This window comes from Sphingobacteruim zhuxiongii (assembly GCF_009557615.1).
GTDB lineage: Bacteria > Bacteroidota > Bacteroidia > Sphingobacteriales > Sphingobacteriaceae > Sphingobacterium > Sphingobacterium zhuxiongii.
Genome location: NZ_CP045652.1, coordinates 1,629,410 through 1,642,557 on the forward strand (window position 1 = coordinate 1,629,410; position 13,148 = coordinate 1,642,557).

20 protein-coding genes are annotated in these 13,148 nt (G+C 39.2%); 4 read left to right on the forward strand and 16 right to left on the reverse strand.

Translation table 11 applies throughout. From position 1 onward, the window contains the following. Positions 1-5: 5 nt before the first annotated feature. Positions 6-1,130, reverse strand: a complete 1,125-nt coding sequence (gene mqnC / locus GFH32_RS07045) for a cyclic dehypoxanthinyl futalosine synthase (RefSeq protein ID WP_153510591.1) — start codon at positions 1,128-1,130, stop codon at positions 6-8. A gap of 158 nt (positions 1,131-1,288) precedes the next feature. Here mqnC and GFH32_RS07050 point away from each other — a divergent pair, with 158 nt between their 5' ends. The 4 genes from GFH32_RS07050 to GFH32_RS07065 all read left to right on the forward strand — a co-directional run bounded on the left by GFH32_RS07050 (position 1,289) and on the right by GFH32_RS07065 (position 5,155). Beyond that, positions 1,289-1,735, forward strand: coding sequence for an SRPBCC family protein (locus GFH32_RS07050; protein ID WP_153510593.1), 447 nt, complete (start codon positions 1,289-1,291; stop codon positions 1,733-1,735). A 140-nt stretch (positions 1,736-1,875) separates the two neighbouring features. After that, positions 1,876-3,129: a C4-dicarboxylate transporter DctA gene (gene dctA / locus GFH32_RS07055; protein ID WP_153510595.1), complete on the forward strand. Its 1,254-nt coding sequence runs from the start codon at positions 1,876-1,878 to the stop codon at positions 3,127-3,129. A 406-nt stretch (positions 3,130-3,535) separates the two neighbouring features. After that, a complete protein-coding gene (locus GFH32_RS07060; protein WP_153510597.1) occupies positions 3,536-3,934 on the forward strand; it encodes a YkvA family protein in 399 nt (132 codons plus the stop codon). A gap of 3 nt (positions 3,935-3,937) precedes the next feature. Next, on the forward strand, positions 3,938-5,155 hold the full coding sequence (locus GFH32_RS07065) for a serine hydrolase domain-containing protein (protein WP_153510599.1): 1,218 nt from the start codon (positions 3,938-3,940) through the stop codon (positions 5,153-5,155). Here the strand turns inward: GFH32_RS07065 and GFH32_RS07070 are convergent. The 15 genes from GFH32_RS07070 to GFH32_RS07140 form a co-directional block, all read right to left on the reverse strand. Continuing rightward, positions 5,152-5,700: a hypothetical protein gene (locus tag GFH32_RS07070; protein ID WP_153510601.1), complete on the reverse strand. Its 549-nt coding sequence runs from the start codon at positions 5,698-5,700 to the stop codon at positions 5,152-5,154. The genes GFH32_RS07065 and GFH32_RS07070 overlap by 4 nt on opposite strands. Before the next feature lie 50 nt (positions 5,701-5,750). Beyond that, the gene (locus GFH32_RS07075; RefSeq protein ID WP_153510603.1) at positions 5,751-6,122 is read right to left on the reverse strand and encodes a nuclear transport factor 2 family protein; all 372 of its coding nucleotides are present in this window, start codon (positions 6,120-6,122) and stop codon (positions 5,751-5,753) included. A gap of 4 nt (positions 6,123-6,126) precedes the next feature. Continuing rightward, positions 6,127-6,648 (reverse strand): SRPBCC family protein, encoded by a 522-nt coding sequence (locus GFH32_RS07080; protein WP_153510605.1) that lies wholly within the window; start codon positions 6,646-6,648, stop codon positions 6,127-6,129. 18 nt (positions 6,649-6,666) lie between these two features. Beyond that, positions 6,667-7,209, reverse strand: a complete 543-nt coding sequence (locus GFH32_RS07085; RefSeq protein WP_153510607.1) for a DUF1697 domain-containing protein — start codon at positions 7,207-7,209, stop codon at positions 6,667-6,669. Between the two features lie 13 nt (positions 7,210-7,222). Beyond that, on the reverse strand, positions 7,223-7,612 hold the full coding sequence (locus GFH32_RS07090; RefSeq protein WP_153510609.1) for an OmpA family protein: 390 nt from the start codon (positions 7,610-7,612) through the stop codon (positions 7,223-7,225). A 6-nt stretch (positions 7,613-7,618) separates the two neighbouring features. Further along, positions 7,619-8,230, reverse strand: coding sequence for a hypothetical protein (locus tag GFH32_RS07095; protein ID WP_153510611.1), 612 nt, complete (start codon positions 8,228-8,230; stop codon positions 7,619-7,621). A 57-nt stretch (positions 8,231-8,287) separates the two neighbouring features. Further along, entirely contained in the window at positions 8,288-9,118 is an 831-nt protein-coding gene (locus GFH32_RS07100; RefSeq protein ID WP_153510613.1) for a VOC family protein, read from the reverse strand. Positions 9,119-9,220: 102 nt separating this feature from the next. Continuing rightward, positions 9,221-9,595 carry a glyoxalase gene (locus tag GFH32_RS07105; RefSeq protein ID WP_194285677.1) on the reverse strand — a complete coding sequence of 125 codons (375 nt, stop codon included), beginning with the start codon at positions 9,593-9,595 and terminating at the stop codon, positions 9,221-9,223. A 74-nt stretch (positions 9,596-9,669) separates the two neighbouring features. Beyond that, positions 9,670-10,116 (reverse strand): VOC family protein, encoded by a 447-nt coding sequence (locus GFH32_RS07110; RefSeq protein ID WP_153510617.1) that lies wholly within the window; start codon positions 10,114-10,116, stop codon positions 9,670-9,672. 54 nt (positions 10,117-10,170) lie between these two features. Next, positions 10,171-10,674, reverse strand: a complete 504-nt coding sequence (locus GFH32_RS07115; protein WP_153510619.1) for an SRPBCC family protein — start codon at positions 10,672-10,674, stop codon at positions 10,171-10,173. A gap of 137 nt (positions 10,675-10,811) precedes the next feature. Beyond that, positions 10,812-11,222 carry a DUF6157 family protein gene (locus GFH32_RS07120; RefSeq protein ID WP_153510621.1) on the reverse strand — a complete coding sequence of 137 codons (411 nt, stop codon included), beginning with the start codon at positions 11,220-11,222 and terminating at the stop codon, positions 10,812-10,814. 77 nt (positions 11,223-11,299) lie between these two features. Beyond that, the gene (locus GFH32_RS07125; RefSeq protein ID WP_153510623.1) at positions 11,300-11,722 is read right to left on the reverse strand and encodes a DUF1801 domain-containing protein; all 423 of its coding nucleotides are present in this window, start codon (positions 11,720-11,722) and stop codon (positions 11,300-11,302) included. 1 nt (position 11,723) lies between these two features. After that, a complete protein-coding gene (locus GFH32_RS07130; RefSeq protein WP_153510624.1) occupies positions 11,724-12,179 on the reverse strand; it encodes an SRPBCC domain-containing protein in 456 nt (151 codons plus the stop codon). 9 nt (positions 12,180-12,188) lie between these two features. Further along, complete coding sequence (locus tag GFH32_RS07135) at positions 12,189-12,584, reverse strand: VOC family protein (RefSeq protein ID WP_153510626.1); 396 nt, start codon at positions 12,582-12,584, stop codon at positions 12,189-12,191. A 14-nt stretch (positions 12,585-12,598) separates the two neighbouring features. Then, positions 12,599-13,015 carry an SRPBCC family protein gene (locus GFH32_RS07140; protein ID WP_153510628.1) on the reverse strand — a complete coding sequence of 139 codons (417 nt, stop codon included), beginning with the start codon at positions 13,013-13,015 and terminating at the stop codon, positions 12,599-12,601. Positions 13,016-13,148: the final 133 nt, after the last annotated feature.

Below are 13,148 nucleotides of genomic sequence, written 5' to 3' on the forward strand. Positions count from 1 at the left end.
AGCTATTAATAGTTAATCACTTGTTCTTCCATTTGTGTTGGCAGTTCCCGATACTTATAAGTCTGTGTACGCAATTGCGGTTCAAAGCCAGCCTCTGTAATCGCATCCTGAATAGATTTCGATGTAAAGCGATGTGGAGCACCCGCAGCGGAAACAACATTCTCTTCAATCATGATCGAGCCAAAGTCATTCGCACCTGCATGTAAACATAACTGCGCGGTTTGCTTTCCGACAGTTAACCAAGAAGCTTGAATGTTTTTTACGTTTGGAAGCATAATGCGGCTTAACGCAATCATACGTACATACTCGTCGGAAGTAACATTATTCGTAATACCGCGTAGACGTTTTAATAAGGTTCCATCATCTTGGAAAGGCCAAGGAATAAATGCGATAAAGCCGTAGTGATCTGCTGGTTTTTCGTCTTGTACTTCACGAATCCAAACTAAATGCTCAAAGCGCTCTTCGATGGTTTCGATATGGCCAAACATCATGGTTGCGGAAGTTGGAAGATTGATTTTGTGCGCAGCGCGCATCACATCCAGCCATTCCTGTCCTCCACACTTACCCTTAGAAATTAAACGACGAACACGATCATTTAAGATTTCTGCTCCAGCACCTGGAAGCGAATCTAAGCCCGCCTCTTTCATAGCTGTCAACACATCGATATGACTCATGTTTTCTAATTTAGAAACGTGAGCAATCTCGGGTGGACCTAAAGAGTGCAGCTTTAAAGCTGGATAAAGCTCTTTTAATTGCTTAAATAGATTCGTGTAGAATGCCAACCCTAAATCCGGGTGGTGTCCACCTTGCAATAGCAATTGATCGCCACCATATTTAAAAGTCTCTTCAATCTTTTGTTTATATGTTTCTATATCGGTGATATAGCTCTCATCGTGTCCGGGTCTACGGAAGAAGTTACAAAATTTACAGTTCGCAATACAAACATTCGTGGTGTTTACATTACGATCGATTTGCCAGGTCACTTTGCCTGAAGGAACTTGAATCTTACGAAGTTCATTTGCAACAAAAGCAAGATCGGCAGTAGGCGCATGATGATATAGGTAAACTCCTTCTTCTTTAGAAAGGAATTCAAAATTCAACGCGCGTTCTAGTAAGTTGTTTACATTCATTACTAACAAAGATACGTAGTTTTTTACAAATCAGTAGCTCAAGATATCGCCGGGATTATCGAAAAGTACATGTGTATTTTTTTACAAGACAATAACTTTCTCTTAATAAACTATTGGATTCTATTGCTTATATTTAAGACAACACAAAGGAGGTCTCTATGCGCCAGCAAACTATTCACATTGAACGTACTTATCCCATCGCCCTAACCGATTTATGGCAGGCTATCACGAATAAACAATATATGAAAGAGTGGTTCTTTGAGATCCCCAACTTTACAATGGAGGTTGGCGGAGAGTTTGAGTTCTATAGACATAACAAACGCGAAGACTCGCTTCATCTTTGTCAGGTTGTTGATGTAATCCCAAATGAGCTCTTCAAATTCACTTGGCGCCATCCTAAACAAAGTAAAGGAACATCGATTATCACTTGGCGCCTAATTCCTCGAGGCGGAGCAACTACCCTACATCTGACGCACGAAGGCTTGGAAAACTTTAGCGATGCCGGCGAACAGTTCAGTCAATCGAGATTCGAAAGTGGATGGAACTATTTGCTAGGGGAATCCCTCAACAAATTTATCGATAAGCTCACGCTGTCCGATCAATAGTACAGCGGAACTCCCAAACGCAAATTTATGACCTTTATTGAAAACTAAATGCAAATAATTTGCAGTAGTAGCTCTTTTTCCTTTAAATTAGACTTTTGTAGATTCTAAAAACCTAACATTATAAGCCACAAAAGCTGTTTATGAAGAAGATTTTCTCGAGCTTGTACGTGCAAGTTATCCTCGCTATTCTCATTGGTATCCTTATCGGTATCTTTTATCCCGACTTCGCTGTTCAAATGAAACCCTTAGGTGATGGGTTTATCAAACTCATCAAAATGGTAATCGCGCCATTAATCTTTAGTTCGATTGTCATCGGTATAGCAGGAATGCAAGATGTTAAGAAAGTTGGGAAAATAGGCTTAACTGCTATTATTTACTTTGAGATCATGACGACAATTGCATTGATCATTGGCTTGGTCTTCGTGAATTGGATACAGCCAGGAACAGGCATGAATGTCAATCCTGCTGAACTTGATCCATCAGCTGTTGCTGAATATGTCAGCAAATCAAAGGAACATAAAACCATGATGGATTTCATTATTGGGATAATTCCGGATAATGTTGTTGCGGCAGTTGCCTCCGACAATTTGCTGCAGGTCTTATTGTTTGCTGTGTTGTTTGGTGTGGGGCTTACTAAGATCGGTGACAAAGCGTCAGAGCCCGTGCTAAATGTCTTAAATTCGTTTCTCAAAGGCCTTTTTGCAGTTATCAAGATCATCATGTATTTGGCACCAATTGGCGCCATGGGCGCGATGGGATTTACGATTGGTAAATATGGTGTGGAAGCCTTATCCTCGCTAGGGATGCTGATGATTAGTTTCTACCTCACCTGTGTTATATTTATCATCTTTGTGATCGGCACTGTCCTTCACTTCTACGTTAAAGTCAACATTTTTAAGTTTATCAAATACATAAAAGAAGAGATTCTTATCGTGCTTGGTACATCCTCTTCGGAGTCGGCACTGCCCGGAATCATGAAGAAAATGGAAGATGCGGGATGTTCCAAACCGATCGTAGGCTTAGTCATCCCGACCGGCTATTCCTTTAATTTGGATGGAACCTGCATATATTTAACAATGGCGGCAGTATTTATATCCCAAGCATTGAACATGCATTTAAGTTTAGAGCAGGAGATTACGCTGTTACTGGTATTATTGCTGACGTCAAAAGGGGCTGCCGGAGTAACAGGAAGTGGATTTGTTACGCTCGCGGCGACATTGCCGGTCGTGGGACATATTCCAGTAGAAGCCGTTGGAATCATATTAGGCATTGATCGATTTATGAGTGAAGCTCGTGCCATTACCAATCTGATAGGTAATGCTGCAGCAACTCTTGTTGTTGCGAAATTCGAAAATGGACTAGACCAAGAATCCTTACATGAAAAATTAGGTTAAATTCCGAGTATAGTATTGTTGCAACTCAACGTAGTACGCGGGACATGTTGTAGAGCTTAAGCCTAGCTTAGCCCTACCTGAAGCATACCTTGTTCGTCTATATGCATAAATATTGGGTTGAGCTATGCAAATGTTTAAAGCAAGGGAGAAGCGAGAGTTACTGAAAAAAAATAAAGGGGTTATACTTTCGTACAACCCCTCATTTATAAAGTTATTTCTTTTTTTGTTAGCATCGCTGCTATCTTAAAAATAACCTTATTTGTTCTATTATAACGCACTGATATTTCAGATATTGTGTAAGTATTAAGTTTTTTTAAAAAAAAGTATCGAAGAACCGCTATCTAGGCTTTTGCAATAATTTTTACTTAGATTAAACCGTTTAGATTAAACACTGTCTTACTGAGAAATGACGAAAGAACAAATGAAGAAAAACTATTTTAGCAGAGCACTACTGTTATTTAACACCTTCAAGAATCGCAAGCTTACGAACGAGGAGATTGATTTGGCAGAGGATAAAGCTCAGCATTTAGGAGAGAAGAGTAGTGATTTTGGTCTTTTAATAGATATGATCAAAGATACCTTCTCGGGGAAATACAAGATGAATAAATGGAATATGTCTGTCGTTGTAGCAACGATCATCTATGTTGTTTCACCTTTAGATGCGATTCCTGACCTTATTCCAGTATTGGGATGGTTGGATGATGCTTCCATTGTTGGCTTTGCCATATCAAAGCTAGCGGATGAGATTCTGCGCTACAAAAAATTTAAACGTATGAAGCCGATTGATTTATCGGTAACAGAATAGACGATGATGAAAATGAAGAAAGGGTTGCGAGCGAATCGCAACCCTTTTTTATTTCGAAATATTTCATTAGCATTGGCTATGCATTATTTAAAACGCTATTTTTTTCTTGTCATGTTTGGGATTTGCTCTTCGGTATCCGCGCAAGACCTCAGTCAGCAATTGGACTCTCTGATTCAACATTACTATCCCGATGCGAATACTCCAGGACTTATGCTAGCTATACATAATCGTTCGAACGGATTTGTTTACAGAAAAGCGGCGGGTTTAGCGAATATGGAATCGCAGGAATTAAATGATGAAATGAGCAACTTTCGTATGGCATCGGTCAGCAAACAGTTTACCGCTTTTGCTATCTTTCAATTGGCTGAGCAAGCAAAGCTGAATTTCAAGGATCGAATCGGGAAGTACTTTCCCTCTTTAAAAGTTCCTGCTGCAAATATTACAATTGAAGAATTAATTCATCATACCTCCGGTATTAAAGACTATGAGGATGTGATTCCGGAGCATCAAAAAGTGCAATTGTCGGATGCAGATGTGCTAAAGTTGGTTAGTCCATATACGGATGCTTTTGATCGAAAGCATGCAAAATTCAGATATAGCAATACTGCATATTGTCTAATGAGTTTGATTGTTGAGCAGGTGAGTGGGAAGTCTTACTTAAACTACATGAAGGATGAGGTTTTCGACAAATTAGGAATGAACGCCACGCAGATTTTTGAACAGGATGCTGATATTTCGAACCGCGCCTATGGGTATACTTTAAAAGGTGAACAATTCGTATTTGCCGATCAGAGTATCACAAGTGCAACAAAGGGAGATGGAGGTGTTTATTGTTCGGCGAAGGACTACGATCTTTGGAGCGCATATATTATAGCAGCTTTTAAGTCAAATCGTAATTTAAGAAACCAATTGACCAATAGAAAGCTAGTCTCCTTCGTTAGCCCGTCGATTTCCTACGGCTTAGGTTGGTTTGTATTAAAGAATGATAAGGGTCAGGATTGCTTACTCCATTCGGGTGAAAGTACTGGATTCAATAATATTGTTTTAATAGTGCCTGCGGAAGGGTTAAGCATCAGCTTATTTACTAATCGCGATGATGCGCAGATAAGTCCTTTTTTTGATCAAATTTTGAAGAGCCTTCAAATTCAATTTAACGATGGTCAAAATAAAGAAGTATTCCGATGCTTAAGCGATGTGTATGCACATCAAGTAAATAACTAATCGAATTCTTTTACATTAGCAATCTTATAAGTATGCTGATCCTTAACTAATGTGATTTCTCGATTGTAGTCTGTATTGTATTGGCAATCAGAAATTAATACTTTAAAGGTTGCTTCTTGCTCATTTCCATGAATGAAATCGCAGGTCGATAAAGTAATGCTGCCGTAATCTTGTCCAGAGATAAGAAACCCCGTGCCTATGCCAGCAAATTTCGTATCAAATTTACCATTCCATTTCTTTTGAAATTCGGCGTTAGTTAAACTGCTGTCGAGGTCCAAATCTACATTTGTCGCGTCGACTTTATACTCATAATAAGTTGCTGTCGTGATAGCTTTCATGTCAGCGGAACTGTCTTCTGTTTTGAAATGTTTCTCCACGGTGGTTTTTAGCCAGCTGCATCCTTCATCTTTCCAAGATGTACTTAGCGTATCCTGAACCAGAGCAGCGCTATCTGCCGTATTTTTTGATTCCAATTTCGTATTCGATTGACAGGCAAAAAATAGGAGGGTTGCCGGAAGTATGAATAGGGACTTTGTTGCTTTCATGTTGAATGTCTAAATTATAGTTTTACGAGTATTTATTAGGAATTGTATCCTTATAAAGGAATCGCAAAGCTGTATATTTTCTTTAAAATTCCACTACCTGCAGACGTAAACTCATACGTGTCATTAAACGCAATAGTGTTCGTTCCATAGCTTATTTTGCCCATCGCCGAAGCGAATTTCCCGTGGCTGATAATCGTTTCAATCTCGATGGAATCGGCTTTGTTAAAACTTACAGTTCCTAAAAATGCGATAACAGCATCTTTACCGATAATTTTTTGATCTCCGACCATCTCCCAATAGATATCTTGATGAAAATATGGAAGGAGTTTTTCTAAATCGGCATGAGCATAAGCCAGATTAAAATCTCTGATCAGTCTTCGTTTCGGTGCGTTGTCGCAATCTTTAGGAACTGTAATATGCATCGTTTTATTGTTTTTCTAATATCTCTTTCAAGTTCGATAAACCTGAATCGAAATCTTTACTCATATCAAAAAAGAGGGTCATTACATTCCATGGGTAGGGCATTTGTCCATCGATAACCCAAGAAATTTTACTTTGTCCGGCTCCGGCATCTTCAACAGCCATATATGATTTGTTTGCTTGATCTGAACCATTAAAATATAAATCCATGTCTATTCGTTTGCCTTCATCGATTTTGCTGATCACTTGCTTGCCATCGCCAACCTTGCTACTTTTCCAAGTGTAAATGAAACCGACTGTACCGTCTGTTCCTTCATAAGCTTGGGTGATGTTGGGGTCTTTCCTCGACCAGGCATCAAACTTGTGCTGATTCTTAATGTACTTTACATAATCAAACACCTCTTGTCGAGGTTTGTTTATTACAATTTCACTTCCTGCGTGAAAATCCTTCGGTACAATTAGGCCGATAATGAGTACTAATGCCAATAAGCCCAGTACGATAAACAGTAGATACTTTAAAAACTTCATGGTAAATTGATTTGGATTTTATTTTGTTGTTTTAGCCAGTAAATTTAGCATTTTATTTACGGTGTTTATATTACGTCCAGTGGCTTTTATCTTCAATTTTTTCTCAAAAAAACTATTACTCAATTTGGCGTTTGCTGCACCATTTGGAAGATAATAGTAAATATGTTTCTCTGTGCAGAGAAATTCTTCTGCTGGGAATTGCAACTTGTTTATTTCTGTTCTCTCGCTGTCATTTATTTTAGAAGAGAGAAATGTGATAAAAACACGGTTTCCTGGTAAATTGGAGTCAAAAGGATTACCATCTCGTGCTGCCATAAGTTCAGCTTCGGTCAGGGCAAAACAGGTAATATCAAGGTTAAAATGCTGAACAAATAATGTGGTCAGTTTATCTCGGGTTTCATCCGTATTGCTTTCTGATTGGAGTATGATATTACCGCTCTGTATATATGTTTGAACGTTTGTAAAGCCTTCTTTTAAAAGCATATCTTTCAAGTCAGCCATTTTAATCAAGTTTTTCCCCGAAACATTGACGGCACGTAGGAAGATGACGAAGGTATTCATTGCGTTTTTATGCTTATTGTTTAACTAATTCTACGCGTCTGTTTTTCGATTTGTTATCCTCCGAGTCGTTCGCCACTAACGGGCGTTCCGCTCCATAACCAATTGCTTTGAGACGAGCTTTTTCGATTCCAGCTTTCTCTAAGGCGACAACTACCGCTTTTGCACGATCTTCTGACAGCGTTTTATTGTGTGCACCATCGCCGGTATTATCGGTATGCCCTTCGATAGCCAATTTCAAAGTACCTTCAGCCTTTAATACTTTCGCAATTTCAGCAACAATCTCTTGTCCGTCTGACTTAATTGTGGCCTTGTCGGTGTCGAAATTGATATATAATATGGACTTTCCGTGGGCAGCGATGTCTTTGCTGATTTTTTCAGAATTTACCTTCTGAATGGTCTGCACTAAGGGTTACTCCTGTAATAGCTGTATCGTCGACGAAGCGTCAATATTATCTTCCAATTGTATATAAATGTCACCATCTGCACGACGGATAATATAAGATTTGATCGGGTTGTTATAGATGTCCATGGATCCATCTTCTCCTTTATACCTCGCTTTCTCGTCGTAAATCTTAATTTGTTCAGGAGATAGTTTGCCATCGAATAGCTTGATTCCACCGGCCTTTAGAATCGCATCCTCATAGCTTTTGTTTAAGTAGAGATTGGTTATTTCATTTACAGAACCTTTGGAGGGATGGATAAAGGACTTGAAAACTTTCCCTTCTTTTGATTGCAAACTACCGTCAGGCATCGCAATAAGTAGTGCATCAAACGCCTTAACTTTTGGGTTATTGATGTATTCACTGCCTTCAGGGGTAGTAAAGAATGGGAAATCGCCAATATCGGCAGTGGAAATCTGAATACTGTTAATATCGAGACTTTGCGGATCTGTTTTCGTTTCGACAATGGTGTCTTTGATTACTATGGTGGTATCGCTATTATTTTGATTCTCCTGTCCTGAATTATTACAGGCAGAAGCCAATAGTGCGAGACCTAAGCTGGATAGGATTGCTCTCTTCATCGTTGTAGTTAGTGTTGTTATTAAATAAATATAACAATTTTCGAGCACTACTTTACGTTACCCGGCGTTTATTAAATCGTTGATTATGATCTTTTTCATCTTCATTAAGGCCGCGCCAGCATGGGGATTGGCACTCATTATTTGACTGATATTTCGGGGTACAACTTGCCAAGATACACCAAATTGGTCTTTACACCAGCCGCATTGGCTTTCTTGTCCTTGCGCAGTAAGGGCATCCCAATAATAATCCAATTCTTCTTGGTCTTTACAGGTAATTGTCACAGATATGCCTTCATTGAAGCTGAAGTCTTGAGGTACGCCACTATCCATGGCAGCCATCGTTAATCCGTTTGCAATAAATTGGGTGTGCATGATTTGTCCTTTAACCTCTCCGTCTGGGTAGGCGAGTAGACCTTGCTTTTTAAATTCCTTGAAGACTGATGCATAAAAAGCAATCGCCTCAGCACATTTTCCTTGTTGTTCGCCACAGAACATGAGGGTCGGTATTACCGCTTGCTCATTGACATCGGTAAGCTTCCCTAAATACAACTGCCAGCCAATCCCAAATTGATCTGTAATCCATCCATAATATTCGCTCCAAGGATAGTTGTCCAGAGGCATCAAGACCTTACCTTGTTTGCTCAGTTCATCCCAAACTCGCTTTAATTCATCCCGGGATTCATACACTTGCATGAAAGATATTGAGTTATTAGGCTTAAAATGAGGTCCGCCGTTAATGCCAATAAAATCTATTCCCATAATAGATCCTTCGACCACGATTGGACTGTTCTTATAGATATCGGTGCTTGGAAAAACATCGGAGTAGAATTCAAAAGCTTCTAGGGCATTATTATCGAACCATAGGGAAGGTATGAGCTGATTCTTCATAATAGCATGTTTAATTTTTCTATAAAATTTATTTAGTAGTATGATCTCTTCGATAATCACGATTTCTGTTCTTTAGTATTGGATAAAACGTAAATTTTACACTTATGTTTTCCGCTGACGTAAGAGCAGGATATTACCCACTGGATCTTTTATCCAATGTGCATTTTGAGGTAATTGTTCGAGGCTATCATCTTGTTCAATATTATTCGCTAGCATATAATCTAAGGCCGGTTTGATAGCGTCTGTTTCGATTTCAAACCAAAGATCTTTCTGTGTTAAATCTTCAACGCCATCAATCCATAAAATCATGTCCGCAAACTTAATTTTACAAGTCTTTGCAACTTGTGGATGATTGAGTTCAATTTCTTCAGCTTCCAATAGCAGTACATCCCGATAGAAATGTACGGTCTCGGCATACTTGTCTAAGGATACTTTCATTGCCAGATTTTTTCCAGCGTTAAATTGTGGCTGTTGCATGTTCATTTAGGAATTTAAGGCGTTTAAAAATGCGATATCGGGATATTGATATCGCATTTCAATTTCTTGGCATTTTAGCCCATTTTCTTATTTCCTTCGAAATGTATCATCCAATAGATTCCGAATTTATCCTCGAATGAGGAGAATAGTTCTGCAAAGAATGTTTCACCTAATTCCATTTCTAGGATTTTTGCATCTTTTGCTAAGGCTTGATACAATGCGCGTGCTTCTTCTGCGTCTTTCGCATCTAACATAATGTATGTTGCATTTCCATTAATCACTTTGCCTCCAAAACCTTCGACAACATCAGAGCCCATTAGCATAGTTGTATCGTTTAACATTAAAGAGGTATGCATTACTTTTCCCTTTGCATGTTCAGGTAAGGCAGGTGAGCCTGGTTCTGCAGGCATATCGTCGTACAGGTATGTCCCGGTAACTGGGGAATTGAAGACTTGAGCGTAAAACTCAAAAGCTTGTTTACAAGTTCCGTCAAAGTTTAGATAAGCATGAATCTTTGCCATAATAAGTGTGTTTTAGTTTTATATGTTTTTTTAAAGTATCTATAGAGGGCATCTTTATTCAGGATGCTGTTTTAACCAATCTATTAAGTTTTGCTGCCCCATTTCGTATCCTTCTTTGAAGCCCATATCTAGCGTTGCTTGAAGATCTTCCAAACGCTGATAGGTGATTTTATTTTCTACAAGGGTTTGATTGTCAAGGGCTGTGAAAGTTGTTTCCCAAACGGATTGTGGAAACGAGGGATCGACATGACCGTTCTCATCGGTGAAAGCGTCATCGACGATAAAACTCACTTTAGGAACAATCTGTTGATAAGTGGATGTTGCCCACATTTTTTCGCCATCGGGGCCCAACATGGCGTAAAGCCACTGACCACCTGATTTGAATTCTTGAGACTTTGTTTCGCATCTCCATGGCTTTGGTGCCCACCATTGATCTGTAATCTTAGCATCGGTGAATGCTTTCCACACTTGGTCTAACTTAGCAGAGTAGGTTCGTTTTATCGATATGCTACGTTTCGCTTCGTCGATTTTGAACTCATAATTTTTAGAATTTTCCATAGCTTTTTTTCTTTGGTCTTGAGCGATATCAAATATTCACAATGAAACTGAGATATTCTTCATAAACCGTTTGCATTCAATTCGATACTCAAAGTTAGGGGATGGGATTTCAAATCTACTTTGCCTATGACAAGTTTTTATTTTTTTGAACTACGCATTGCAGGAATCTTCTTGATGGTCTTATCCTCGATAAGTTGAAAGTATTCCTCCGAAGCCGAATCCACTAATTTCACTCTTCCCTTTTCGTCAAAATAAATTCCCCAACCGTAGGTCTTTGTCAATGGACTTGTGCGTAAACAGGCTTGACCTTTCGAGAAAAAGGTTGATCGTTCAGCCGCTATTTCCGATGTTGTGATATCCTTTCTTAATACATGCGTGTTAAAGATGATGTCATCGGATTCCAGCGCTAGGGGATTCTGATTGATCAGTTGGAAATGATAGTTGGCGACGGTAAGTTTTTCGGGACTTTCTTTTGGAATCGTGCCATGACTGACTTTGCAATCTTCTGCTACGGTTATTAAGCTGTTATAGTAGTTTGTGCTATGCATGGTTTTCGTTATTCGTATAGACCAAAAGTAGGGAAGGAAATGACAACCTTATGTCAGCAGTCATTATGCCTGTTCGCCTATATTCTTTGGTATTTTTCACTAGTAAACTTGATGGAATCTGTCATCATCTTTTGTAGCGTATCTAAATTGATATCGGTCAACTTTTTAACATAAATGCAGGCCTTTCCCATTTTGAATTTTCCAAGCGACTTCAATAGTTCATCTTGTTGCTGACCTCCAGAGTAAACGTAAAGTGAGATTGCTGCTTTGCGAGGAGAGAAGCCCAACAGTGGCGCATCGCCCTCATGACCAGAATCGTACTTATAGTGGTATCGTCCAAAACCGATAATACTCGGGCCGAACATTTTAGCGCGTTCTCCCGTTGCTTCTTCCATTAGCTTAATGAGCTCGTAACTATCCTGACGTTTTTGTTCATTGTCTACCAGTGCTAGAAAGTCGGTCACATCGTCATTTGTAAATGTTGTCTTTACTTTTGCCATTTTACTTTCGTTCGCAGATTTCCTTTAATACTTTTAAAGCCTTCGGCCACATCTCGGAAAACATTTGCTCGTGTTCGTCACTATTCAATTCTAATGAACAAGTGAGAACCGTTTGACCATTTTCATTTCTAAACCGATAAACCTCTAAAGAGTTTCGCCAGGGATCGACATGCTCTCCATCATACTGTTCCACTTGATCTGACAGAATTCCCAAATGTCTAATGATGACAATATCTCCGGGGATATTTTTATCCACGCTGGCGATCATGCCGCTGTTTTCCATGCCATGCTCACTGGATACAAAGAATATCTTTGAGCCTTCGCTCCAGTCACCACGATAGGAAGAGCTTGGCGAGAAGGCTTTAGTCCATTCTTCGTAGCTTTTCTTCTGAAGCATCAAATTATGCACCTTACTTGGCGATGCATTTATCTTCTCTATAAAATATAAGGTTTTCATAGGCTTTATTTATTGCATTCTGCCGATACCAAATACAGCACCTGCAGGATCTTCAACAATGATAAAATTGTATTTACCGTCTTTGCCTTTACTGGAGTGGATAAGCTTTCCACCCAAGGCTAATACTTTTTCTAGTCGCTCGTCGACATCAGGAGCATAGAGGTACATTATCCATTGGGAAGGAATTGCACTGTTTACTCCACGCTTATGGCAAACGCCGCCAACGGCTTCATTATCCTCTCGGAGCATGGCGTAATCATGATAATCTCCGTTCTCATCTTTCATCGCAATAGGATGCTCTTTCCATCCCGCAACTTCTTTATAAAATTCTTTTAGACTGTCTGCCTGATCAGTACTGTAGTCTGCCCAAACAAATTGACCGAGTTTAAAACCTTCTTTTTCCATTTCCTAATTTCTGTTTATTTGTGCTCTACATAATTTTTAAAGCTGTCAAGGATGGCTTGCCAACCTGCCTTTTGCATTTCTTCCGGGTTCATTGTCTCCGCATCAAAGTCTACACTAATTAGCGTGCTATTCCCTTGTTCTTGGAAGCTTATATCTGCAGTTCTTTCATCTCCCAATACGTAGGATATCGAATTTAATGGCGTCACTTCCGTATAGGTGCCTTCGAAGTCAAACTCGAAGCTGCCGTCTTTTGCCGCCATCTTGTTTTTGAACTTACCACCAACACGCAAATCATTTTCCGATGATGGACAATGCCAATCTGGCGATGCTTGATTCCATTGCTTGATATCGTTTGGATTGTTGTAAGCATCCCAAACTTTTGCTATTGATGCGTCGATAAGGCTTTCAATATGTATCTTTTTAGTGTTCATTATAATTGAGTTTATTGAATACGAAGTTATTATTCCGACCGCAAATTATGCTTGCCTTATGACAAGAATATTTCAGTTTGGATTCATCGATGAATTAAAACACGTTTTTTTAATCGGACTGCGATAAATAATC

What these genes read in the sequence shown, in the direction of transcription:
- GFH32_RS07100 (WP_153510613.1), bottom strand. Translation starts at nt 9,118, where the DNA reads ATGAAGAATCAGCTCATACCTTCCCTATGGTTCGATAATAATGCCCTA.
- GFH32_RS07095 (WP_153510611.1), bottom strand. Translation starts at nt 8,230, where the DNA reads ATGAAGAGAGCAATCCTATCCAGCTTAGGTCTCGCACTATTGGCTTCT.
- GFH32_RS07125 (WP_153510623.1), bottom strand. Translation starts at nt 11,722, where the DNA reads ATGGCAAAAGTAAAGACAACATTTACAAATGACGATGTGACCGACTTT.
- GFH32_RS07060 (WP_153510597.1), top strand. Translation starts at nt 3,536, where the DNA reads ATGACGAAAGAACAAATGAAGAAAAACTATTTTAGCAGAGCACTACTG.
- GFH32_RS07065 (WP_153510599.1), top strand. Translation starts at nt 3,938, where the DNA reads ATGATGAAAATGAAGAAAGGGTTGCGAGCGAATCGCAACCCTTTTTTA.
- GFH32_RS07110 (WP_153510617.1), bottom strand. Translation starts at nt 10,116, where the DNA reads ATGGCAAAGATTCATGCTTATCTAAACTTTGACGGAACTTGTAAACAA.
- GFH32_RS07080 (WP_153510605.1), bottom strand. Translation starts at nt 6,648, where the DNA reads ATGAAGTTTTTAAAGTATCTACTGTTTATCGTACTGGGCTTATTGGCA.
- GFH32_RS07075 (WP_153510603.1), bottom strand. Translation starts at nt 6,122, where the DNA reads ATGCATATTACAGTTCCTAAAGATTGCGACAACGCACCGAAACGAAGA.
- GFH32_RS07070 (WP_153510601.1), bottom strand. Translation starts at nt 5,700, where the DNA reads ATGAAAGCAACAAAGTCCCTATTCATACTTCCGGCAACCCTCCTATTT.
- GFH32_RS07140 (WP_153510628.1), bottom strand. Translation starts at nt 13,015, where the DNA reads ATGAACACTAAAAAGATACATATTGAAAGCCTTATCGACGCATCAATA.
- GFH32_RS07105 (WP_194285677.1), bottom strand. Translation starts at nt 9,595, where the DNA reads ATGCAACAGCCACAATTTAACGCTGGAAAAAATCTGGCAATGAAAGTA.
- mqnC (WP_153510591.1), bottom strand. Translation starts at nt 1,130, where the DNA reads ATGAATGTAAACAACTTACTAGAACGCGCGTTGAATTTTGAATTCCTT.
- GFH32_RS07085 (WP_153510607.1), bottom strand. Translation starts at nt 7,209, where the DNA reads ATGAATACCTTCGTCATCTTCCTACGTGCCGTCAATGTTTCGGGGAAA.
- GFH32_RS07050 (WP_153510593.1), top strand. Translation starts at nt 1,289, where the DNA reads ATGCGCCAGCAAACTATTCACATTGAACGTACTTATCCCATCGCCCTA.
- dctA (WP_153510595.1), top strand. Translation starts at nt 1,876, where the DNA reads ATGAAGAAGATTTTCTCGAGCTTGTACGTGCAAGTTATCCTCGCTATT.
- GFH32_RS07120 (WP_153510621.1), bottom strand. Translation starts at nt 11,222, where the DNA reads ATGCATAGCACAAACTACTATAACAGCTTAATAACCGTAGCAGAAGAT.
- GFH32_RS07135 (WP_153510626.1), bottom strand. Translation starts at nt 12,584, where the DNA reads ATGGAAAAAGAAGGTTTTAAACTCGGTCAATTTGTTTGGGCAGACTAC.
- GFH32_RS07115 (WP_153510619.1), bottom strand. Translation starts at nt 10,674, where the DNA reads ATGGAAAATTCTAAAAATTATGAGTTCAAAATCGACGAAGCGAAACGT.
- GFH32_RS07130 (WP_153510624.1), bottom strand. Translation starts at nt 12,179, where the DNA reads ATGAAAACCTTATATTTTATAGAGAAGATAAATGCATCGCCAAGTAAG.